This is a genomic window from Rhodobacter sp. SGA-6-6, from assembly GCF_011043545.1.
Taxonomy (GTDB): Bacteria; Pseudomonadota; Alphaproteobacteria; order Rhodobacterales; family Rhodobacteraceae; genus Pseudogemmobacter.
The window spans coordinates 326,829-348,014 of record NZ_JAAKGP010000003.1; the positions used below are offsets into that span (position 1 = coordinate 326,829).

The window sequence follows — 21,186 nt, forward strand, 5'->3', positions numbered from 1 at the left end:
CCCGCGCCTTCGGCTTGTCGTCGCGGCGGGCCGCTACGGCAGGATGTGCAGCCAGGCCCAGGTCGTCCCGATCGAGGCCGCGGTGGCGAACAGCACCGCCGAGGCATTCACCCGCTTCGCCACCCCATACATATGGGCGAAGAGATAGGCGTTGACCCCCGGCGCCATCGCCCCGGTCATCACCGCCGAGCGCAGCCCGGCCTGGTCCAGCCCGAAGACCAGCCGCCCCAGCCCCCAGGTCACCGCCGGATGCACCAGCAGCGAGGCGACGCAGATCATGGCGATGGTCGCCTTGTCGCCCTCGGGCCGGTAGCGCAGCAGCACGCCGCCGAGGCCGAACAGCGCTGCGGGCAGCGAGGCTTGCACCATCATCTCCACCGCGTCCCAGACCGGCACCGGCAGCGGATTGCCCATGAGGTTGACCACGAAGCCGGCGAGGATGCCGATCACCAGGGGCTGCAGCAGCACCGCCCGGGCGATCTTGCCCGCCAGCCGCGGCAGCGCCAGCCCGTGCCCGCGGCTGCGCCCCCATTCCATCAGCCCGATGCCGAGGGCATAAAGCAGCGGCGCGTGGATCGAGATGATGGCGTAGTTGCCGGCCAGCGCCTCCGGCCCGTAGGCGCGCTCGGTGATCGGCACGCCCAAGAGCAGCGAGTTCGAGAAACTGCAGGCGAAGCCGATGGCGATGGCGTCGGGCAGCGGCCGGCGGAACAGCCGCATCGCGCCGAGAAAGCCGAGCGCGCCGGCGGCCAAGGCGCCGAGGTAGAAGCTGGTCAGCAGCCGCAGGTCGTAGGCTGCCGACAGGTCCAGCCGCGCGATGGAGCGGAACAGCAGGCAGGGCAGCGCGAAGGTCTGGGCGAAGCGCATCAGCCCGTCCACCGCCGCATCCGCGAACAGCCCGGCGCGGGCGGCGGCATAGCCGAAGCCGATCAGCAGGAAGACGGGAAGGATGACTTCGATCAGGGCGGACATCGGGCGCTTCCGGCTGGCGGCGGAGCCGGGGGTTTCACACCCCCGGACCCCCGTGGAGTATTTGGGCCAAGATGAAGGGGATCAGGGCAGGTTGTCGTAGGCGATCACCATGCCGTCGAAGGCGGGGCGGATATGGGGCGGCAATTCGGCGCAGAGCGTGTCGTGGTCGAGGTCGATGTGCATGTCGGTGATCACCGCGCGGTGCGGCCTCGCCCGGGCGATCCAGTCCAGCGTCAGGGACAGATGGGCATGGGTCGGGTGCGGCTTCCGCCGCAGCGCGTCGACGATCCAGCAGTCGAGGCCCTGGAGGATGGGCCAGCTTTCCTCGGGGATCTCCACCGCGTCGGGCAGGTAGGCCAAGGGGCCGATGCGGAAGCCGAGCGCATCGGTGGAGCCGTGGTCGGCGCGGAACGGGGTGAAGGCGATTTCGCCGCCCGGGCCGGCGACGGCGAAGGGGCCGTCGATGGTGTTGAGGTCGAGGATCGGCGGATAGGGGCTGCCCGGCGGCTGCACGAAGGCATAGCCGAAGCGGCCGAGCAGCGCCTCCTGCGTCGGGCCGTCGGCCCAGACCGGGATGCGGCGGCGCTGGCGGTAGGTCAGTTGGCGCAGGTCGTCGATGCCGTTCATGTGGTCGGCATGGGAATGGGTGTAGACCACGCCGTCCATCCCCTGCACCCCGGCGTCCAGCAGCTGGTCGCGCATGTCGGGCGAGGTGTCGATCAGCACGGTGGTGGTGCCCTCGGCCGCGATGCGCTCCACCAAGAGCGAGCAGCGGCGGCGGCGGTTCTTCGGGTTCGCGGGATCGCAGTCGCCCCAGTCGCCGCCGATCCGCGGGACGCCGCCCGAGGAGCCGCAGCCGAGGATGGTGAAGCGCAGCGTGGCCATCAGGCGGCCCGCGGGAAGGCGGCCGCCCTGGCGAACAGCCGGTCGAAGTTGGCGCTGGTGGCGGCGGCGAATTCGGCCTCGGTCACGCCGAAGACCTGTGCGCCGACCTTCGCGGTGAAGGCGGTATAGGCGGGCTCGTTGCGGTGGCCGCGGTGGGGCGGGGGGGCAAGATAGGGGCTGTCGGTTTCCACCAGGATGCGGTCCAGCGGCGCGCGCGCGAAGATGTCCCGCAGGTCGCCGCTTTTCGGGAAGGCGGCGATGCCGGACATCGACAGGTAGAAGCCCATCTCCAGCGCCGCCTCCGCCAGCCGCGGGCCGGAGGAGAAGCAGTGCATCACGCAAGGATAGGGGGCGCGGGCCATGCCTTCGGAAAGGATCGCCTCCATCTCCTCGTCCGCCGCGCGGGCGTGGATGATCAGCGGCAGCCCGGTTTCCTGCGCGGCCTGGATATGGATGCGCAGGGAGTCCCGCTGGGCGGGGGCGGAGTCGGGCGTGTAGTGGAAGTCCAGCCCGCTTTCGCCGATCCCCACCATCTTCGGATGCTTCGCCGCCTCCACCAGATCGGCCACCGACAAGGGCGGCACTTCGCCCGCGCTCATCGGGTGGATGCCGTAGGCGAAGAAGATGCCGTCATGGCCCTCGGCGATCTCGATGGCGCGGGGCAGGCGGTCGGGTTTCGTGCAGATATGCACCATGCGGGTGACGCCGGCGGCGCGGGCGCGGGCGACGATCTGCTCCAGCTCGCCGTCGAAATCGGGGAAGTCGAGGTGACAGTGGCTGTCGACCAATTCCGGGGGCAGGTCCGGGGGCAGTTCGGGCGGCGCGGTCATCGGGGGCTCGCTGTCAGGAGGCGAGGCGACCCGCCGTCTCGTCGATCTTCAGCAGGATATCCATGAGAAGCGCGGCAGGGTCAAGGTTGACCGCCTTGCCGCGCCGCGCCCGGGCGGCAAGGTCGTGGCCGAGGTCGGCCCAGGCCAGCGCGGCGGCGGGCGTGGGGGCGAGGCGGGCGATCAGCGCGGCCTCGCCCGCCGCGGCCTCGGGCGGGGCCTGGCCGGTGGCACCGGCGCGGGCGAGGCGGGACAGGAAGGTCTCCAGCAGCGTCACGATCAGCTCGAAACGGTCGGCGCCCTGCTTGCCGGCGGCGGTCTCGGCCAGTTGCAGGGCGCGGGTGCGGTCCAGCCGGGGCAGGTCGGACAGCAGGCGCAGCAGCGCGCCATAGGTCTCCAGCCCGCCGGCATTGGTCAGCCGGAACGCCTCGCCCACCGATCCGGCGGCGAGTTCGGCCAGCGGCTGGCGGTCCTCGGGCGCGATCTCGTCGCCGGCCTGCACCAGCGCGTCGGACAGTTCCGGCGGAGGCAGGGGATGCAGGCGCAACTCGCGGCAGCGGGAGCGGATGGTGGGCAGCAGGCGGTTGGGCTGGTGTGCGACAAGGAAGAAGAATGCGCCGGGCGGCGGCTCCTCCAAGAGCTTCAGCAGCGCATTTGCGGCCGAGGGGTTCATCTCGTCCGCCGCATCGACGATGGCGGCGCGGCGGCCGCCGTCGGCGGCGGAGAGGGTGAAGAAGGACTTCAGCTTGCGCACCTCGTCCACCGCGATGACCTGGCTCAGCGCCGTGCCCTTGTCGTTCGGCCCGCGGCGGAGGAGGAAGAGCCGCGGCTCCGCCAGCGCCCGCATCCGGCGGGCGACGGGGTGGTCGTCGGGGATGTCGAGCGTTTCGGGCGGCGGCGGGGCGAACATGCCGCCGTCTTCCGGGGTTGCCAGCAGGAAGCGGGCGAGGTGCCAAGCAAGGGTGGCCTTGCCGATGCCCCGCGGCCCGGCGATCAGCCAGGCATGGTGCAGCCGGCCGGAGCGGTAGGCGTCGAGGAAGCCCGCCTGCGCCGCGGCATGGCCGAAGATCGCGCGGGTCTCGCGCGGATGGGGGGCGCCCTCGATGCGGTCGGGTTCGGGAAGCGAAGCGGGATCGGCCATGGCGGGACATTGCACCAGCGGGCGGATGGGGGGAAGGGGGGCCTGGCGATGCCGGCCTTCCTCCCGCCGCGGCCTCCACGGATGTAGGGCGGGGTTCACCCCGCCGTCCCCGGTCCGGCAAGGGGAGGCGGGGTGAACCCGGCCCTACGGGGTGAGATGCGGCAGCACCAGTGCCAGAACCTCCTCGGCCACCGTCTCCGCCGGGCGGGCGCCGTCGATCACGCGGTAGCGGGGGAAGCGGTCCGCGAGTGCGAGAAACCCGGCGCGGGCGCGGGTCTGGAAGGCCAGGCCCATGTCCTCGAACCGCATCTCGTGGCCCTTGCGCGCCTGCGCGCGGGACAGGCCGACCCCGGGGTCGATGTCGAAGAGCAGCGTCAGGTCGGGCTCCACCCCGATCATCAGCTCGTGCAGCCGGTCCACCGTGGCCGTCAGGTCGCCGCGGGTGATGCCCTGGAAGATGCGGGTGCTGTCGGCGAAGCGGTCGCAGATCACCACCGCGCCGCGGGCCAGCGCGGGCCTTATGGTCTTTTCCAGATGGTCGCGGCGGGCGGCGGTGAAGAGCAGGATCTCGGTCTCGGCCGACCAGCGGTCGGGGTCGCCTTCCAGCACCAGCCGGCGGATTTCCTCGGCCCCCGGGCTGCCGCCGGGCTCGCGCGTCAGCACCGTGTCATGGCCGCGCGCCAGCAGCGCCTGATGCAGGAGTCGCCCCTGCGTCGACTTGCCGGAGCCGTCGATGCCTTCGAGAGAGAGGAACAGCCCCGCCATTCAGGATGCGGGAGCGCCGGCGCCCAGGTAGCGGTCGTAAAGCGCGCCCGCCGCGGTGGTCAGCCGGCCCAGGAAGCCCGCCTTGGCCACCGGCGCCTCGGCCACCAGCTGGACCTGATGGTCGGGCAGGCCGGGGACGTGGATCACCAGCTCGGCCACCGGCACGCCGGCTTCGACCGGGGCCATCAGCGGGCCCTTGTAGATCACCTCGGCCTCCACCTTGTCCTGCACCAGCGCGGGGACCAAGAGGCGCAGGTCCTCGGCCGGAACCAGGCCCACGGTGGCGGCCTCGCCCAGGAAGACCTCGGCCTCGGCCACCCGGACCCCGGCCTTGGCCACCGTCTTCTCGGCGAACTGGCGGAAGGCCCAGGCGACGATCCGCTCGGCCTCCTCGGCCCGGGCGGTCTCCGAGGGCAGGCCGGTGATGGCGAAGATGATCCGGCGGTCGCCCTGCTTGGCCGACCCGACGAGACCATAGCCCGCCTCGGAGGTATGGCCGGTCTTCAGCCCGTCCGCCCCGATCCCCAGCTTCAGCAGGGGATTGCGGTTGAAGCGGTTGTCGGGCGCGCGGTCCTTGTAGTTGAACTCGGTCTCGGCGAAGACCGGGTAGTATTCCGGGAATTCCTCGATCAGCCGCCGGGCGATGATGCCGAGGTCGCGCATCGACATCCGCTGCCGCGGGTCCGGCCAGCCGGAGGCATTGGCGAAGGTCGATGCCGTCAGGCCGAGCGCCTTGCCCCGTTCGGTCATCTGCGCGGCGAAGGCCTCCTCGGTGCCCGCCAGCCCCTCGGCGACCACGACGCAGGCGTCGTTGCCCGAGTTGACGATCATGCCGTGGATCAGCTCCTCCACCGTGGGGCGGTCGCTTTCCTGCAGGAACATGGTCGACCCGCCCATGGCCTTGGCGCGGGAGGAGACGGCGAAGCTGGTGTCCAGCTGCACCCGGCCGTCGCGCAGCGCCTCGAACAGCATGTTGATCGTCATCAGCTTCGACATGCTGGCGGGGGGCACCGGCTCGTCGGCGTTCTTGTCCATCAGCACCGTATGCGTGGTGACGTCGTAGACCCAGGCGGCGGTGGCCTGGGTCTCGAAGGCGCGCGCCGGCAGGGTTGCGGCGATCAGCAGGATGAGGGCCAGGCGCAGGCGGTGCAGCATGGGGGCTCCTGTCATTTCAGCAGATAGGCGTCGGCGAAGCCCGCCGACTTGATCTTCTTCAGCGTAGCGGCATCGCCGCGGGCGATCACCGACCAGAAGGACTTGCCCTTGGCGTTCTCACTGCGGACCTCGGCCGGGACGCCGGCCTTGGCGAGGGTGTCGACCGCGCGCTTGGCATTGGCCTCGACCGAGAAGATGCCGATCTGGATCGGCCTTCCGCCCGAGGCCGCCGGGGCCGGTGCCGGCGCGGCGGCGTCGATGGCCGCGGCGGCCGTGGCGGCGGTGGCCGCCGGGCCCTTCTTGGCCGGAGCCGCGGGCTGCGGCGCGTCCAGCGGCTGCGTCGCCACCCCGCCGCCGTCGATCGCCCCCGGCTTGGCCCCGGCGGCCGGCGCAGAGGCCACCGTCTCGGCGCTGTCGAGGATCGGCGAGGTCGGGGCCGCGGCCGGCGCCTCCTCGCGCCGCAGCGCCGTCACCGAGAGTTTCGCCGGCGCCCCCGCCAGCATCCCCAGGGCGGCGGCGGCGTCCGAGGAGATCTGCAGCTTCGGCCCGGGATTGTCGCGCTCGCGCCGGAACAGCGCGCCGATGACGAACTTGCCGTTGGCCGGGTTGCGCATGATCACCCGCTCGGGGTCCTTGGCGTCGGGCGAGGCGACCCAGACGCCGCCCAAGGAGGGCCGGCCGTCCCAGAGCGCATCCTCGGTGACCTGGAAGACGTTGGGCGCCTCGACGTCGCGGTCGACCAGCCGGGTGGATTTCTGTGTCTTCGCAGGGGCTTCGCCGCCCGCCGCGGATTTGGTGCCGCCCCCCGCCCCCTCCACGCAGCCGCCAAGCGCCAGTGCGGCGGCGGAAACCAGAAGGATCAGCCTGTAGGATGCCCTTGCCATCATGCCCTCTCGCATGCGCGGTCTTGCCGCCGCGCTGATTGCCCTGCCGCGGGCGCGCCCGGGCCGGTTCCGGCGGGCATCATACCGGCGCCGCCCCGCGCTGGAAAGGCCCGAGCGGCCCTGCCGGCTTCACGATCAGCGGATTTCACCGCAACCGTGCTCTTTCAGAATCACCCCCGCCTGCGTAAGCCCGTGCCGGTCGGAGGAGTGGCGGAGTGGTCTATCGCACCGGTCTTGAAAACCGACGTGGGCGCAAGCCCACCGTGGGTTCGAATCCCACCTCCTCCGCCACTTAGGTATAAAACCGGGAGCGCCGATTCCCGCCGATTTCCTTCCCTTAGCGGCGGGCCCGCCCCCGCCCCGTCAGAACCTGATCTGTGAGGTCAGGAAGAAGCTCCGGCCGGGTTCGGGGTAGCCCTCCACCACCTGGACGTTGCGGTCGAACAGGCTGCGGATGCCGAAGTCCACCGCGGCGTTCTCGTTTACCTTCCAGCTGGCGGAAAGGTTGGCGAGGCCGAAGCCGCCCATCCGGCTGTAGACATAGCTCGGGCTGGTGCCGCGCGGCTGGCCGGCGGCGGGGTCGGACCAGCGCGGGCCGTAGACCTCGACCGAGGGGGTCAGGGTCAGGGTATCTGTCGCCTGCCAGTCCAGCGCCAGGTAGAGCTTGTGGGCGGGGATGTCGGTGATCCGCAGCCCGGCGATCAGCGGGTCCTCGATGTCGGCATCGATCCAGGTGTAGTTCGCCGTCAGGCCGAGACGGTCGTTCACCTCCCAGCCGGCCGCCAGTTCCAGGCCCTTGAAGGTGCCCCTGCCGACGTTCTGCTGCTGCGAGATCACGTTGGCCGGGTCGCTGTTGTCGTAGACGACCGACTGGATCAGATCCTCCACCCGGCTGTAGAAGACCGCGCCTTCCAGAGTGACCGGCCCGAGGTCGCCGCTGTAGCCGAGTTCCACGTTGGTGGCGCGTTCGGCCTTCAGGTCGGGGTTCGGCTCGAAGGTGCCGAAGCGGGTGCTGTAGCGGTGGAACAGCGTCGGGAAGCTGGTGCGGGACGAGATGCTGGCATGGAAGGCGCCGCCCGCGTCCGGCGTCCAGATCGCGGCCAGCTGTCCGTCCAGCGCCTCGGTCTCCACTTTCGGGCGGCCCGGGCTGGTGGTCGGGCGGCGTGCCGTTGGTCGGATAGTTGGTCTCCTTGTGCACGTCGCGGCGGAAATGCAGGGCGAACTTCAACTCGTGCGCGCCGAGGGTCAGGCCGTATTCGGCGCTCGCCCCCAGGGAATGGTCGTCGTAGACGCTGTCGAAGGCGCGTCCCACGGTCTGGGTGTCGTGATCCGGGTCGTCCCAGGCCGACAGGGTGTTGTCGAAGGTGTTGTAGTAGACCCGCGTCTTCACATAGCTGCCGCCCAGGTCGGTGTGGGTGTAGAGCGCCAGCCGGGGATCGCGGCCCCGGCAAGGATCAGGCGGTGCAGCAGGCTTTTGGGCAGTCTCATCGGCGGGGTTCCTCCTCCTCCTCGGGCGCAGCTTCGGGGAAGGTCTGCCGAATTGTTATGTTTACAGAAACATATCCAATCCGCCCGGCAAGACCCCCGCCTTCGCGGCGGCAACACCACTGTGGCATCGCTGCATCGGCGGCGGTCCGGCCGCTTCCGGCTTGCAAGCCGGGGATGATATGTTTCATCATACATATCGTGCCCCGGTGATAGGGGCCCGACTCGCGAGGGGCCGAGATGGACATCCGATACGTCAGTTCCGATCAGGACCGGCAGACCAACCGCATCCTGTCCGAAGTGGCCGAACGCGCGGGGCGCGAAGGCATCCGGCTGGCCGGGACGGTGCAGCCCGTCGGTCCCGACATGCCGCAGCAGAAATGCGAGATCGTGCTGAACCTGCTGCCCGACGGCCCGATCCACAACGTCAGCATGGACCTCGGCCCCGGCGCCACCGGCTGCCGGCTGGACGCCGGCGCGCTGGAAGAGGCGGTGATCGTGGTGCACGACCGTCTGCCGATGGCGCAGGCGCTGGTGGTGAACAAGTTCGGCAAGCAGGAGGCCGCGGGCCGCGGGCTGGTCGAGGCCATCGGCCGCGCCTGCGCCGCCGGGCAGCCGGTGCTGGTCGGCGTCTCGCCGGAATGGCGTTCGGCCTTTCTCGCCTTCGCCGGCGGCACCGCGCTGCCGCTGGAGGCCGATGCCGACCGGGTGATGGACTGGCTGCGCGCCGCCTGCCGCGCCCGGGCCGCCTGACCTGTCCGAAGGGGAGAAGACCGATGAAACTCAGCGCCCGGAACGTCCTGCGCGGCAAGGTGGTGGAGATCGTCACCGGCGCGGTGACCAGCCATGTCCGGATCGACATCGGCGGCACCATCGTCACCGCCTCGATCACCAATGCGGCGGTGCAGGAACTGGGGCTGGCGGTCGGCAAGCCCGCCGCCGCGGTGATCAAGGCCTCGGACGTGATGGTCGGGGTCGATGACTGAGGCCCTGGCCGATCCGCTGCGCCCGCATGAGGAAGCCGTCGCCCTGCCCGAGGCCTTCGACGCCGGGCTCTGGTTCATCGGCCGCATCCGCACCCCTTGGGCGCAGCGCAGCGACTGCCCGAAGCGCGGCGACATCGAGACCGGCCCGCCCTGCCGGATCGAGGTGGACGACCGCTGGGCCGCCGCGCTGGACGGGATCGGCAAGCACCTGAACCTGCAGGTGCTCTACTGGATGCACCTGTCGCGCCGCGATGCGGTGCGGCAGAACCCGGCCTTTACCGACAGTTCCATCGGCACCTTCGCCATCCGCTCGCCGCTGCGGCCGAACCCCGTCGCCTCCTCGGTGGTGCGGCTTCTTGGCGTCGAGGGCAAGGTGCTGACCGTCCGCGGTCTTGACTGCGTGGACGGGACCCCGCTGATCGACCTCAAACCCGAATTCGGAGCCCTCTGGTGCGATACTTCCCCGCAACCGCGCTGAAAGCCGCGGCCCTTGCCGCGCTGGTGGCCCTGCCGGCGCTGGCCTTTGACGGCCGCTCCTTTACCGATGCCACCGGCCGCGATGTGCTGGTGCCGGAGAACCCCGCCCGGGTCTTCGCCGCCGGCCCGCCGGCCTCGACCCTGCTCTACGTGCTGAAGCCGGACAGCATGGTCGGCTGGGTCCGCGCGCCGAAGCCGGACGACCTGCCCTTCCTGCGGCCCGGGGCGGCGGCGCTGCCGGAACTCGGCCAGCTGACCGGCAAGGGCGATACGCTGAACCTGGAGGTGCTGCTGACCGCGACGCCCGAGCTGATCGTCGACTACGGCTCGGTCAACGCCACTTACAAGGACCTCGCTGCCCGGGTGCAGGAGCAGTCGGGCGTGCCCTACGTCCTGATCGACGGTTCCTTCGCGGCGCTGCCGCAGTCGATCCGGCAGATGGGCGAGGTGCTGGCGGTGCCCGAACGGGCCGAGGAACTGGCGACCTATGCCGAGACGGTGCTGGCCGAGACCGACGCGCTGCTGGCGGAAATCCCCGAGGAGCGGCCCTCGGTCTACCTCGCCCGCGGGCCGGAGGGGCTGGAGACCGCCACCAAGGGCTCGATCAACGCCGAGATCATCGAGCGGGTCGGCGGCCGCAACGTGGCGGAAGAGGGCACCGGCAACCTCGCCACCGTCTCGCCCGAACAGGTGCAGGCCTGGGCGCCCGAGGTGATCATCACCATCGACCGCGATTTCGCCGCCAAGGTCGGCACCATGCCGGAATGGCAGGGCATCCCGGCGGTGGCGAACGGCCGGGTCTACCTGGCCCCCGCCGCGCCCTTCGGCTTCATCGACCGGCCCCCTTCGGTCAACCGGCTGATCGGGCTGAAATGGCTGGCGCACAAGTTCTACCCCGACCACGCCGAGGGCGACCTGCGGGCCGATGTGGCGGCGTTCTACGGCCTCTTCTACGGCGTGACGCCCGACGATGCCGCCCTTTCGGCGCTGCTGGGTGACTGAGCGCAGCCTTGCCCCGCTGCTGCTGGCCGGCCTCGCCCTTGCGCTGCTGGCGGGGATCGCCATCGGTCCCTTCCCGCTGTCGCTGCGCCGGATCGCCGAGGTGCTGGCAGGCGGCGGCGATGCCCAATCCGCCACCGTGCTGTGGAACATCCGCCTGCCGCGGGTCTTCGCCGCGGCTTTGGTGGGGGCCGCGCTGGCCGCCGCCGGCACCGCCTACCAGACCGCCTTCCGCAACCCGCTGGTCTCGCCCGACATCCTGGGCGTCTCGGCCGGGGCGGGGTTCGGGGCGGTGCTCGGCATCCTCCTCGGCCTGCCGGTGCTGGCGATCCAGCTGACCGGCTTCGCCACCGGGCTGGCCACCGTGGCGCTGGTGCTTGTGCTGTCCTTCTCGCTGCGCGGCGGCGGGCAGGTGCTGGTCATGGTGCTGTGCGGCATCGCGGTGGGGGCGCTGGCCGGGGCCGGGATTTCGCTGGTGAAGCTGCTGGCCGACCCCGAGCAGCAACTGCCCGCCATCACCTTCTGGCTGATGGGCAGCCTCGCCGGGGCCAAACGCACCGATGTCGCCGCCGCCCTGCCCGCCATCGTCGCCGGCCTCATGCCGCTGGTGTTGCTGCGCTGGCGGATCGGCTTGCTTGCGCTCGGCAACGACGAGGCGAAGACTTTGGGGGTGGAGGCCACGCGCCTGCGGCTGCTGATCATCGCCTGCGCCACGCTGATGACCTCCGCCGCGGTGTCGATGGCCGGCGTGGTCGGCTGGATCGGCCTGATGGTGCCGCATATGGCCCGGCTGCTGACCGGCCCGCGCTTCGACCGGCTGCTGCCCGCCGCCACCCTGATCGGCGCCGGGTTCATGGTGCTGGTCGACACCGCCGCCCGTTCCATCGCCCAGATGGAAGTGCCTCTGGGCATCCTGACCGCCGTCCTCGGCGCGCCGGTCTTCGTCTGGCTGCTGGCGCGGGGCAGCCGGGGATGGGCGGAATGACACCGCTCTTGCAGGCCCGCGGCCTGACGGTCGGCCATGGCAACAGGCCGGTGCTGTCCGGCATCGACCTGACACTGGAACCCGGGCAGGTCCTCTGCCTCCTCGGCCCCAACGGCGCCGGCAAGACGACGCTCTTCCGCACGCTCCTCGGCCTGCTTCCACCTCTGTCAGGCGAAATCCTGCTGGAGGGCCGCCCCCTGGCCCCGATGCCGCGGACCGAGGTCGCCCGGGCGCTGGCCCATGTGCCGCAGAGCCTGTCCACCCCCTTCGCCTTCCGCGCCCTCGAACTGGTGCTGATGGGCGCCTCCGCCCACCTCGGCCCCTTCGCCCGCCCCGGCCGGGCCGAGATCGCGCGGGCGATGGCGGCAATGGGAGCCCTCGGCATCGCCGGACTGGCCGGCGAGGAGATCACCCGGCTTTCCGGCGGCCAGCGCCAGATGATCCTGATCGCCCGCGCGCTGGCGCAGGGCGCGCGGACGGTGGTGATGGACGAGCCGACCGCCAGCCTGGACTTCGCCAACCGCATCCGGGTGGGCCAGGCGATCCGGTCGATGGCGGATCGGGGCACCGCGGTGATCCTCTCGACCCACGACCCCGACCAGGCCGCAGCCCTGGGCGAATGCGCCCTTCTGGTCGGGAGAGGGCGGGTTCTGGCCAGCGGCAAGATTGCCGAGGTGATGACTGATACGAAGCTCTCGACTCTCTACGACATCCCCGTGCGGCGCGAGGAACTCTCGGATGGAGCGCTGCACTTCCGCGGCTGATGCGGTGCGGCCCCTTGCGGGCGGTCTGTGCCGGGCAGGAACCGGCCGTTGTCAGGCGCGGATCCGCTCGCCCTTGGGATCATACCAGGGACCGAACTGCACCCGGATGGGATGGCGTTTCATCGCGACCTCGACCTCCCATGTGCCGGTTTCCAGCCAGTTCTTCGCCACCCCCTCTGGATGCGAGACATAGCCGAGGCCGAGCGAGGCGCCCACCCTGTGACCATAAGCACCCGACATCACCGAGCCCACCAGCTTACCGTCGCGCCAGAGCGGCTCGTGATGGTAGAGCATCGGCGCCTCCGCGCCGCCGGTCAGCATGACCTGCACCAGCCGGCGGCGGACCGGCCCTTCGGCCTTTTGCGCCAGCAGGGCGGCCTTGCCGATGAAATCCGGCTTGTCCATCGCCACCGCGAAGCCGAGACCTGCGTTGAAGGGGGTGTCCTCCTCGCCGATGTCATGGCCCCAGTGGCGGTAGCCCTTCTCCATCCGCAGCGCGTTCAGCGCGAAATAGCCCGCCGGTTTCAGTCCCAGATCGCGGCCCGCCTCCGCCAGAACCTCCCAGACATGGGCGGCGAATTCGGTCTCGATCATCAGCTCGAAGCCAAGCTCGCCGACGAAGGTCAGCCGGCTGGCGCGGACGCGCGCATAGCCGAGGTCGATCTCGCGCGAGGTGCCGAAAGGGAAGCCCTCGTTCGAGACATCGTCGGGCGAGACGCGGGCCATCAGCTCGCGGGCCTTCGGCCCCATCACCGCCAGCATCGCCGTGCCGGAAGTCACGTCGGCGATATGGACGTTCAGCCCTGCGGGGATGTTGCGGCGGAACCAGGCAAGGTCGCGGCGCTGCGACAGCGCCACCGTCACCACAAGGAAAGCGTCTTGCGCCAGCCGGATCACCGTCACATCGGCCTCGATCCCGCCGCGCGGGTTCAGCCATTGGGTATAGACGATCCGGCCCACCGGCACGTCGCATTCCCCGGCGCAGATGTGGTTCAGCGCCGCCAGCGCATCCGGCCCCTCGACCCGGTATTTGACGAAGCAGCTGTAGTCGAAGACCGAGACGTTCTCGGCGGTATTCCGGCATTCGGCGGCGACGTTCCCGAACCAGCTGGGCCGGTGGTAGGAATATTCGACATGCGCCACTTCCTCGGGCGTGCCGAAGAAACCCGGCCGCTCCCAGCCCGCCAGTTCGGTCATGAAGGCGCCCGCCTCCAGCATCCGGTCATGGAAGGGCGAGCGGCGGACGCCGCGGGCGGTGGCGAATTGCAGCCCCGGCCAGTGCATGTCGAACAGCGTGCCGATGGTCTCGACCGAGCGGTCCTGCAGGTATTTGCGGTTGCGCTGGAACGCCTGGGTGCGGCGGACATCGACATCGATCAGTTCCACCGGCGGATGGCCCTCGGCGATCCACAACGCCATCGACTTGCCCACCCCGCCCGAGGACAGGATGCCGATCGAGTTGAAGCCGGTGGCCGAGAAGAGACCGCGGACCTCGGCGGTCTCGCCCAGGTGATAGCGGTTGTCGGGGGTGAAACTCTCGGGGCCGTTGAAGAAAAGCTGGATCCCGGTGCGTTCCAGCACCGGCACCCGCTTCATCGCCATCTCCAGATAGGGGCCGATGTGGTCGATGTCCTCGGGGAGGGAATCGAAGCAGAAGCTTTCGGAAATCCCGTTCTGCCCCCAGGGCTTGGCGCCCGGCTCGAAGAAGCCGACCAGCAGCTTGCCGGCGTCTTCCTTGTAATAGGCCCATTCGTCGGCCGTGAACATCACCGGCAGGTCGCGCGGCAGGTCGGGGATGGCCTCGGTCACCACGTAGAAATGCTCGGCCGCGTGCAGGGGCAGGGTGACGCCGATGTCGGCGGCCAGGTCGCGCGACCACATGCCGCCGCAGATCACCACCTTCTTCGCGGCGATTTCGCCCTGATCGGTCATCACCCCGGTCACGCGGCCGTTCGCGGTCAGGATCCTGGTGACGGCGACGCCCTCCAGCACCTTCGCCCCGCCCATCCGCGCGCCCTTGGCATAGGCCATGGTCACGTCGGCCGGGTTGACCTGGCCGTCGTCGGGGAACCAGAAGCCGCCCATCAGCCCCTCGGTGCTGATCGGCGACCACCGCTCCTTGATCTGGCCGGGCGTCAGCGCCTCGACCGGCAGGCCGAAGTTGCGCCCCATCGAGGCCCCGCGCGCCAGTTCCTCGTAGCGCGCCGGGGTCTTCGCCAGCCGCAGCGAACCGTTGCGCCTGAAGCCGGTGGCCTGGCCGGTCTCTTCCTCCAGCCTGCCGAAAAGCTCGCCGGTGTATTGCGCAAGCTCGGTCATCCGCTGCGTGGCGCGCAACTGCGTCACCAGCCCCGCCGCGTGCCAGGTGGTGCCGCAGGTCAGTTGCTTGCGCTCCAGCAGCACCACGTCGGTGATGCCGATCTTGGTCAGGTGATAGGCGATGGAACAACCGGCGACACCGCCGCCGATGATCACGGCTTCGGCGGTCTGGGGAATGGACATGAAAGGAGCCTCAGCGGTTGGTGTGGATATAGTCGGCCATCAGCGAGAGAATCTCGAACATGACCACCATAGCGTTCTGCGCGGTGATCTTGTTCGGATTATCCTTGGTCGGGATCAGGCAGACCACATCGCCGCCGACCACGTTCAACCCGCGCAGCCCCTGAAGCATCCGCACCGCATCGCCGATGCGGATGCCGGGGTAGCCCGGCTCCAGGTTCGAGGCGCCGGGGGCGTCGCAGGGATCGAGGCTGTCGAGGTCGAAGGTGACATAGACCGGCGCGTCGCCGATCCGCTCGCGCAGGATGTCCACCACGCCCTTCCAGCCGATCTCCTCCACCTCGTCCATGCCGACGACGCGATAGCCGAGCTGGTCCGAGGTGTTCAGCGACCCGGCGGTGCCGACATTGGGACGGATGCCGATCTGGGTGGAGCGGGCGGCATCGACATGCCCCTCTTCCACCAGATAGGCGCCCCAATGCGCCGCCGACCGCTTGTTGCCCAGCCAGTGCGGCAGGTGCATCAGCGTGTCGGTGTGGCTGTCGAAATGCACCAGCGCCACCTTCTGCCCGCCGGTCAGGCCGGAATGCGCCCCGGCGCAGGCCTTGACCAGCGGGCCGGTGATCGCATGGTCGCCGCCCATGGCCACGACCCGGGTGCCCGCCTTCTGGAACTGCGCGGCATAGGCCTCGATATGCCCGACCGAGACATCGTTGTTCATCGCCTCGGGCAGCGGCGTGTCGCCGGCGTCGTTGATCCGCACCAGATCCCAGGGCGTGATGCCGAAGCGTCCGTGGCTGCGCCGGTAAAGCGCCGAGATGTTCCTGACCGCCCGCGGACCCAGATGCTGGTCGCGCTCGGTCGAGCCGTTGCCGGAGCTGTGCGGCACCCCGATCAGCGCGATGTCCGCAGCCGCCGGATCCTCGTTCCAGTCGCAGCGGAAGAAGGTGGGGATGCCGTGCCAATACCAGCGGCCGACCTCTTTCCTTGCCTGTTCGATGTCGAAATCAGCCATGTCTTTCTCCTTGGATGTCTGGTGCGGGACCGGCCCCGGTCAGTGAGAGATCTGGGACAGGAAGGCGCGCGCGCGTTCCGATTGCGGCGCGGCGAAGAACTGTTCCGGCGGGGCAACCTCGACGATGCGGCCCGCATCCATGAAGACCACCCGGTCGGCCACGCGGCGGGCGAAGGCCATCTCATGGGTGACGCAGATCATGGTCATCCCTTCGGCGGCCAGCTCGCCCATCACGTCCAGCACCTCGCCCACCATTTCCGGGTCGAGCGCCGAGGTCGGCTCGTCGAACAGCATCACCTTCGGCTTCATGCACAGCGCCCGGGCGATGGCGACGCGCTGCTGCTGGCCGCCCGAAAGCTGGATCGGATATTTCCAGGCCTGGTCCAGGATATGCACCCGCGCCAGATATTCCTCGGCCATCCGCCGCGCCTCCCTGTCGGGAATGCCATGCGCCAGCTTCGGGGCGAGGGTGCAGTTCTCGATCACCGTGAGATGCGGAAACAGGTTGAAGTTCTGGAACACCATCCCGGCGGTGCGGCGCACCGCCAGCACGTCGCGCGCCGCGCCGACGGTCAGCCCGTCGAGGAGGATCTCGCCGCGGTCATGCGGTTCCAGATGGTTGATGCAGCGGATCAGGGTCGATTTCCCCGATCCCGAGGGGCCGCAGACCACGACCTTCTCGCCCTGGGCCACATCCAGGCTGATGTCCTTCAGCACGTGGAAGCTGCCATAGTTCTTGTCGACGTTTCTCAGGCTGATCATGGCCTACCACCCCCTGCCGCGGCGGCTTTCGGCCAAGGCGGCGGCCTCGGTCCGGCTTGCCCAGCGGAAGCGGCGCTCGACCAGCTTCTGCAGGCCCATCAGGCTGTAGACCATGACCAGATACCAGGTCAGCGCCACGGCATAGTATTCCGAGAACTGGAAGGTGCGGGCCACGTTGATCTGGGTGACGGTCATCAGTTCCTGCAAGGAAATGATCGAGGCCAGCGAGGTCAGCTTCAGCAGCGTGATGAATTCGTTCATCGTCGGCGGCAGCGCCACCCGCAGGGCCTGCGGCAGCAGGATATAGCGGTAGATATGCGATTTCTTCAGCCCGATGGCCTGTCCCGCCGCCATCTGCCCGCCGTCGACCGAGGACAGCGCGGCGCGGTTGATCTCGACCTGATAGGCGGATTCGTTCAGCGACAGCGCGATCCAGGCGGCAAGGAAGGGCGTGAACCATTCCTCGCGGAAGATCGGGAAGATCTGCGGCAGCGCGTTCCAGACGAACAGCAGCTGCAACAGCGTCGGCACCGCGCGGAAGAAGCCGACATAGGCGGTGATCAGCTTGCGCAGGGCCGAGGGCGGCCCGTTCAGCACCACCGCCAGCGGCACCGCGATCAGGATCGCGGCCATATGCGCGGCGACCGTCAGCCCGAGGGTCAGCAGGGCGCCGCGCAGGAAGGGCCATGAAAACAGCGCCTCCCAGAAGGTCGAAGGATCGAAGTTCATGGCCCGTCCGGTGGTCCTATTCGCCGATGCCGTTCAGCTGTTCGGGCGAAAGGTTCCACTTCTCCACGATGCCCATCAGGCTGCCGTCGGCGACCAGCGCCTTCACCGCCTCGGCGACTTTCGCGGTTTCGGCCTCATCCTTGCGCAGATAGACCGAGAAGGGCTCGAAAGCGGCGGCCGGCATGGTGAACACCACGTCGAACTTGCCGGGGTCCTCGTATTCGCGGAAGGCGATCTCGGTGTCCTGGGTCACCACGTAATGCGCCCGCCCGACCAGCAGTTGCTGGATCGCATCGCTCTGCTTCGGATATTGCTGGATCTTCGTCGGGGCATGTCCCCCGGCTTCAAGCTGGACATTCAGCTCTTCCATCCGGCCGGGATAGCTGGTGCCCGACTGGACCGCGACCGTCTTCCCGGCAAGCTCGGCGATGTCCGCGATCGGGGCAGAGCCTTTCGGCGCGATCAGCACCGACGAGGTATCGAGATAAGGCACGGCGTTGAAGGTCCTCAGCCGGTCCTCGCGCAGGACGGTGCCCGAGATGACCGCATCGCAGCGCCCGGCCTCCAGGCTGGGCAGGAGGCCGGCGAAATCCATGCTGACGAAGCTGACCTCGACGCCCCAGAGCGCGGCAAGGGCGCGGGCGACGTCGATGTCCACACCGCTCGGCTCCTTGTCGGCGGCGTCGGCCATGAATTCCATCGGCGGGAAGGTCGGGTCGACGCAGACCGAGAAACCGTCGGCGGCGAAGTCAGGGGCCGTCTGGGCCGGGGCCTGCGAGGCGACGCCGGCAAGAAGCGCGGCGGCGGCGGTTCCGAGGGCAAGGCGAGTTGTCATCTGGAGACTCCCTGTTCTGGTTTTCCCGGAGCGTGGAGCGGTGCGGCAGGTTCGTCAATCGAAATTTCGCTATTTACGAACTTTTTAATCTAATACCAGAAATCCTCAGGCGGGCGGCGGTGTCATGATGAAGACCGCCGTGGTGCCCACCTCCTGCGAGGGGTTGCGGAAACTGTGGGGGCGGCGGGGGTCGAAGGTGATGGAATCGCCGACATGGAGGACCGTCTCCTCGCCTTCGATGTTCAGCGCCAGGTCGCCGCTGATCACCAGCACCAGCTCCTCCTCCGAACGCAGGGAATAGAGCTGCTCGCCGCCGGTGCCGCCCGGTGCGATCTCGGACCAGATCGCCTGCATCCTGACCCCGTGGCTGGGCGTCAGCAGGTGATCCGACACGCCGATGCCGCCGAACTTGATCGGCTGGCGCTCGGCGGCCCGGACAAGCACGTTGCGCGTGGTGGCGAAAAGATCGCCGACCGGCAGGTTCAAGGCGTCGCACAGGCTGACCAGGGAAGCGACCGAGGGCGAGGTCTTGTCCCGCTCGATGTCGCTGAGAAAGCCCTTGGTCAGCCCGGTCTTCTCGGACACATCGTGCAGGGTCAGGTTGAGCGCGCGCCGCCGCTCGCGCAACACCCCGCCGAAGTTGAGCTGATCGCGCTTCGGGGCGGCCTCGGCTTCGCCGGGGGCGGAGTCCGCCTGCCTTGCCGTTGTCCTGACCATATCCGCTGCATCCCGCCAAAGTTCGCTGCTGCCGAAACTAATCGATCCCTTCGGCGGAAAGTGCAAGCATTCAGCGGAGCACATGGGCCTGTTCCGGCGCGGTCGCGGGGCAAATGGGTGCCCGAGGAGGCTGGAAGTCGCCGAAGGTTCCGATGCCGGGCATCCGGGGCACAGGCGGATGAAAACCTCTCCTGCGCGTCAGTCCCGAAGCAGCTTCCTTCCTCCTCGGCGTCGATCTTTGGAATGGCCGGAGAGGGCCGCGAACGGCAGGATATACGACAAGAGAAATCGCCTTTGGAGCCGCCCATGTCCGCTCATGTCGTCGGAATAGCCGGAAGCCTGAACCGCCCGTCGAAGACCCGCGCCCTTGTCGATCTGGTCGCGGCGCGGGTGGCGGCCCGCCTTGCCATCCCCGCCGCCACCTATGACCTGGCCGACCTTCAGCCTGCCCTTGGCGCCGCCGCAACGCTGGACGATCTGCCCCCGCAACCGCGCGCAATCGTCAACACCCTTCTGGCCGCGGAGGTCCTGGTCGTCGGCACGCCGGTCTACAAGGGCAGCTACACCGGCCTTTTCAAGCATCTCTTCGACCTGTTCGACCCCGCTGCGCTTGCCGGAAAGCCGGTGCTGCTGACCGCAACCGGAGGAGGAGAGAAACATGCGCTGGTGATCGAACACCAGCTGCGCCCGCTGTTCGGCTTCTTCGAGGCCGCGACCCAGCCGATCGGCATCTATGCGTCGGGCGCCGATTTTGCCGATGGCCTGCCGAAAGGCCCCGCCCTGTTGGCCCGCATAGACCGCGCGGTGGGCCAGCTTCCCGAAACCGTTGCGCCGCGATCCGCCGCGACAGCCGCCTGATCCGCCCCCCCTGCCGGAACACCGTCCCCCGTCCTCTTTCGGGGCCGGCCCCGGCTTGCCTGAAAGGAACGACCATGTCCAACCTTCCCGAACCCGCCCGCAAGATCCGTCTTGGCGCCTTCCTGCCCGGTGGCGGCCAGCACATTGCCGCCTGGCGTCATCCCGACAGTCCCGCCGATGGCGCGACCAGCTTCGACTTCCATGTGAAGCTTGCGCAGGAGGCCGAACGCGGCCTGTTCGACGCCTATTTCCTTGCCGACGGCCTCGCCATCGCCTTTGGCGGCGGAGTCGAGGGCGGCAATGCCAAGGTGGCCGGGTTCGAGCCGGTGACCCTGTTTTCGGCCCTCGCGCCGCTGACGAAGCACCTTGGCTTCATCGCCACCGCCTCGACCACCTATGAGGAACCCTACAACACCGCCCGCAAGTTCGCCTCGCTGGACCTGATCTCGGGCGGGCGCGCGGGCTGGAACGTGGTGACCACCGCGACCGAGGCCGCGGCGCACAACTTCAACCTCGACCACCAGCACCCCCATGCTTTCCGCTACCGCCGCGCGGCGGAACATGTCGAGGTGGTCAGGAAGCTTTGGGACAGTTTCGAGGATGACGCCTTCCTGCGCGACAAGGACAGCGGCCAGTTCTTCGACCCCGCCAAGGTGCATCCCGCCAACCACAGCGGCGACCATTTCAAGGTGCGCGGGCCGCTGAACGTCAGCCGTTCGGCCCAGGGCCATCCGGTGATCGTGCAGGCGGGCCAGTCCGACGATGGCCGGGGTCTGGCGGCGGCGACGGCCGAGGTGATCTTCACCGCACATCAAAGGCTGGACACTGCGCAGGAATTCTACCGCGACATCAAGGCCCGTGCCCAGGGTCTGGGCCGCAACCCCGACCATATCCTGATCATGCCCGGCGTCTCGCCCTTTGTCGGGAAAACCGAGGCGGAAGCGCGCGAGAAATACGACCGCTTGACCGGCCTCATCCTCGAAGAGGACGGCATCGCCCTGATCAAGGGTCTGACCGGGGGCACGCTGGACCTGACCGGAGTGGATCTCGACGGCCCGCTGCCGCCGGTGGAGCCGACCGAGGGAATGAAGTCGCGCCAGGCGCTGATCCGGCAGATCGCGGATGAGAACGGCTTTACCATCCGCCAGCTCTACCAGCATGTCGCCAGCGCGCGCGGGCATTTCACCGTGGTCGGCACGCCCGTCCAGATCGCCGATATTCTCGAGGACTGGTTCCACAACGACGGCGCCGACGGGTTCAACATCCTGCCGCCCTGGCTGCCGACCGGCCTGACCGATTTCGTCGATCTCGTCATCCCCGAACTGCAGCGCCGTGGCCTGTTCCGCACCGCCTATGAAGGCCGGACCCTGCGCGAGAACCTCGGGCTGCCTTTCCCGGAAAACCGCTGGTCCGCCGTCCGCCGCTCGGCCCTTGCCGCGGAGTGACGCC

The 21,186-nt window shown here is 69.2% G+C and carries 22 protein-coding genes and 1 tRNA gene; 9 read left to right on the forward strand and 14 right to left on the reverse strand.

Annotated elements, in window-relative coordinates; translation table 11 throughout:
• Nucleotides 1–33 precede the first annotated feature (33 nt).
• The 7 genes from G5B31_RS08035 to G5B31_RS08065 all read right to left on the reverse strand — a co-directional run bounded on the left by G5B31_RS08035 (nt 34) and on the right by G5B31_RS08065 (nt 6,629).
• Entirely contained in the window at nt 34–972 is a 939-nt protein-coding gene (locus tag G5B31_RS08035) for an AEC family transporter (protein ID WP_165015771.1), read from the reverse strand.
• An 81-nt stretch (nt 973–1,053) separates the two neighbouring features.
• Entirely contained in the window at nt 1,054–1,857 is an 804-nt protein-coding gene (locus G5B31_RS08040) for an MBL fold metallo-hydrolase (protein WP_165015774.1), read from the reverse strand.
• Nucleotides 1,857–2,687 carry a TatD family hydrolase gene (locus G5B31_RS08045; protein WP_165015777.1) on the reverse strand — a complete coding sequence of 277 codons (831 nt, stop codon included), beginning with the start codon at nt 2,685–2,687 and terminating at the stop codon, nt 1,857–1,859. The genes G5B31_RS08040 and G5B31_RS08045 overlap by 1 nt, the downstream gene beginning before the upstream one ends.
• 13 nt (nt 2,688–2,700) lie before the next feature.
• On the reverse strand, nt 2,701–3,825 hold the full coding sequence (locus G5B31_RS08050; RefSeq protein ID WP_165015780.1) for a DNA polymerase III subunit delta': 1,125 nt from the start codon (nt 3,823–3,825) through the stop codon (nt 2,701–2,703).
• A gap of 144 nt (nt 3,826–3,969) precedes the next feature.
• Nucleotides 3,970–4,590, reverse strand: a complete 621-nt coding sequence (gene tmk, locus G5B31_RS08055) for a dTMP kinase (RefSeq protein WP_165015783.1) — start codon at nt 4,588–4,590, stop codon at nt 3,970–3,972.
• Nucleotides 4,591–5,745 carry a D-alanyl-D-alanine carboxypeptidase family protein gene (locus G5B31_RS08060; protein WP_165015786.1) on the reverse strand — a complete coding sequence of 385 codons (1,155 nt, stop codon included), beginning with the start codon at nt 5,743–5,745 and terminating at the stop codon, nt 4,591–4,593.
• Between the two features lie 11 nt (nt 5,746–5,756).
• Nucleotides 5,757–6,629, reverse strand: coding sequence for an SPOR domain-containing protein (locus G5B31_RS08065; RefSeq protein ID WP_240904329.1), 873 nt, complete (start codon nt 6,627–6,629; stop codon nt 5,757–5,759).
• A gap of 201 nt (nt 6,630–6,830) precedes the next feature.
• Between G5B31_RS08065 and G5B31_RS08070 the strand changes: the two genes are divergently transcribed.
• Nucleotides 6,831–6,920: transfer RNA gene (locus tag G5B31_RS08070), tRNA-Ser, on the forward strand.
• A gap of 72 nt (nt 6,921–6,992) precedes the next feature.
• Here the strand turns inward: G5B31_RS08070 and G5B31_RS08075 are convergent.
• Complete coding sequence (locus G5B31_RS08075) at nt 6,993–7,760, reverse strand: TonB-dependent receptor domain-containing protein (protein WP_165015792.1); 768 nt, start codon at nt 7,758–7,760, stop codon at nt 6,993–6,995.
• Between the two features lie 594 nt (nt 7,761–8,354).
• Between G5B31_RS08075 and G5B31_RS08080 the strand changes: the two genes are divergently transcribed.
• From G5B31_RS08080 to G5B31_RS08105, 6 genes are read left to right on the forward strand one after another with little or no spacing between them, the layout of a single operon-like run.
• A complete protein-coding gene (locus tag G5B31_RS08080; protein WP_165015795.1) occupies nt 8,355–8,867 on the forward strand; it encodes a DUF2478 domain-containing protein in 513 nt (170 codons plus the stop codon).
• A gap of 23 nt (nt 8,868–8,890) precedes the next feature.
• Entirely contained in the window at nt 8,891–9,100 is a 210-nt protein-coding gene (locus tag G5B31_RS08085) for a molybdopterin-binding protein (protein WP_165015798.1), read from the forward strand.
• Complete coding sequence (locus G5B31_RS08090; RefSeq protein WP_165015801.1) at nt 9,093–9,578, forward strand: SAM-dependent methyltransferase; 486 nt, start codon at nt 9,093–9,095, stop codon at nt 9,576–9,578. The genes G5B31_RS08085 and G5B31_RS08090 overlap by 8 nt, the downstream gene beginning before the upstream one ends.
• Nucleotides 9,551–10,579, forward strand: a complete 1,029-nt coding sequence (locus G5B31_RS08095; RefSeq protein ID WP_165015804.1) for an iron ABC transporter substrate-binding protein — start codon at nt 9,551–9,553, stop codon at nt 10,577–10,579. The genes G5B31_RS08090 and G5B31_RS08095 overlap by 28 nt, the downstream gene beginning before the upstream one ends.
• Nucleotides 10,548–11,561 carry an iron ABC transporter permease gene (locus G5B31_RS08100; protein ID WP_165015807.1) on the forward strand — a complete coding sequence of 338 codons (1,014 nt, stop codon included), beginning with the start codon at nt 10,548–10,550 and terminating at the stop codon, nt 11,559–11,561. Before G5B31_RS08095 ends, G5B31_RS08100 begins: the two co-directional genes overlap by 32 nt.
• A complete protein-coding gene (locus G5B31_RS08105; RefSeq protein WP_240904330.1) occupies nt 11,558–12,325 on the forward strand; it encodes an ABC transporter ATP-binding protein in 768 nt (255 codons plus the stop codon). The genes G5B31_RS08100 and G5B31_RS08105 overlap by 4 nt, the downstream gene beginning before the upstream one ends.
• A gap of 51 nt (nt 12,326–12,376) precedes the next feature.
• On the opposite strand, the gene G5B31_RS08110 is transcribed toward G5B31_RS08105, so the two are convergent.
• The 6 genes from G5B31_RS08110 to G5B31_RS08135 all read right to left on the reverse strand — a co-directional run bounded on the left by G5B31_RS08110 (nt 12,377) and on the right by G5B31_RS08135 (nt 18,879).
• The gene (locus G5B31_RS08110; protein ID WP_165015813.1) at nt 12,377–14,824 is read right to left on the reverse strand and encodes an FAD-dependent oxidoreductase; all 2,448 of its coding nucleotides are present in this window, start codon (nt 14,822–14,824) and stop codon (nt 12,377–12,379) included.
• Between the two features lie 10 nt (nt 14,825–14,834).
• Nucleotides 14,835–15,836 carry an arginase family protein gene (locus G5B31_RS08115; protein ID WP_165015815.1) on the reverse strand — a complete coding sequence of 334 codons (1,002 nt, stop codon included), beginning with the start codon at nt 15,834–15,836 and terminating at the stop codon, nt 14,835–14,837.
• Between the two features lie 39 nt (nt 15,837–15,875).
• Nucleotides 15,876–16,598 carry an amino acid ABC transporter ATP-binding protein gene (locus tag G5B31_RS08120; RefSeq protein WP_165015818.1) on the reverse strand — a complete coding sequence of 241 codons (723 nt, stop codon included), beginning with the start codon at nt 16,596–16,598 and terminating at the stop codon, nt 15,876–15,878.
• 3 nt (nt 16,599–16,601) lie between these two features.
• Nucleotides 16,602–17,327, reverse strand: coding sequence for an amino acid ABC transporter permease (locus G5B31_RS08125; protein WP_165015821.1), 726 nt, complete (start codon nt 17,325–17,327; stop codon nt 16,602–16,604).
• Between the two features lie 16 nt (nt 17,328–17,343).
• Entirely contained in the window at nt 17,344–18,162 is an 819-nt protein-coding gene (locus G5B31_RS08130; RefSeq protein ID WP_165015824.1) for a transporter substrate-binding domain-containing protein, read from the reverse strand.
• Between the two features lie 105 nt (nt 18,163–18,267).
• Nucleotides 18,268–18,879 (reverse strand): cupin domain-containing protein, encoded by a 612-nt coding sequence (locus G5B31_RS08135; RefSeq protein WP_165015827.1) that lies wholly within the window; start codon nt 18,877–18,879, stop codon nt 18,268–18,270.
• A 306-nt stretch (nt 18,880–19,185) separates the two neighbouring features.
• Here G5B31_RS08135 and msuE point away from each other — a divergent pair, with 306 nt between their 5' ends.
• Both msuE and G5B31_RS08145 read left to right on the forward strand, forming a co-directional pair.
• The gene (gene msuE, locus G5B31_RS08140) at nt 19,186–19,737 is read left to right on the forward strand and encodes an FMN reductase (protein ID WP_165015830.1); all 552 of its coding nucleotides are present in this window, start codon (nt 19,186–19,188) and stop codon (nt 19,735–19,737) included.
• 74 nt (nt 19,738–19,811) lie between these two features.
• Nucleotides 19,812–21,182, forward strand: a complete 1,371-nt coding sequence (locus G5B31_RS08145) for an LLM class flavin-dependent oxidoreductase (RefSeq protein WP_165015834.1) — start codon at nt 19,812–19,814, stop codon at nt 21,180–21,182.
• Nucleotides 21,183–21,186 lie beyond the last annotated feature (4 nt).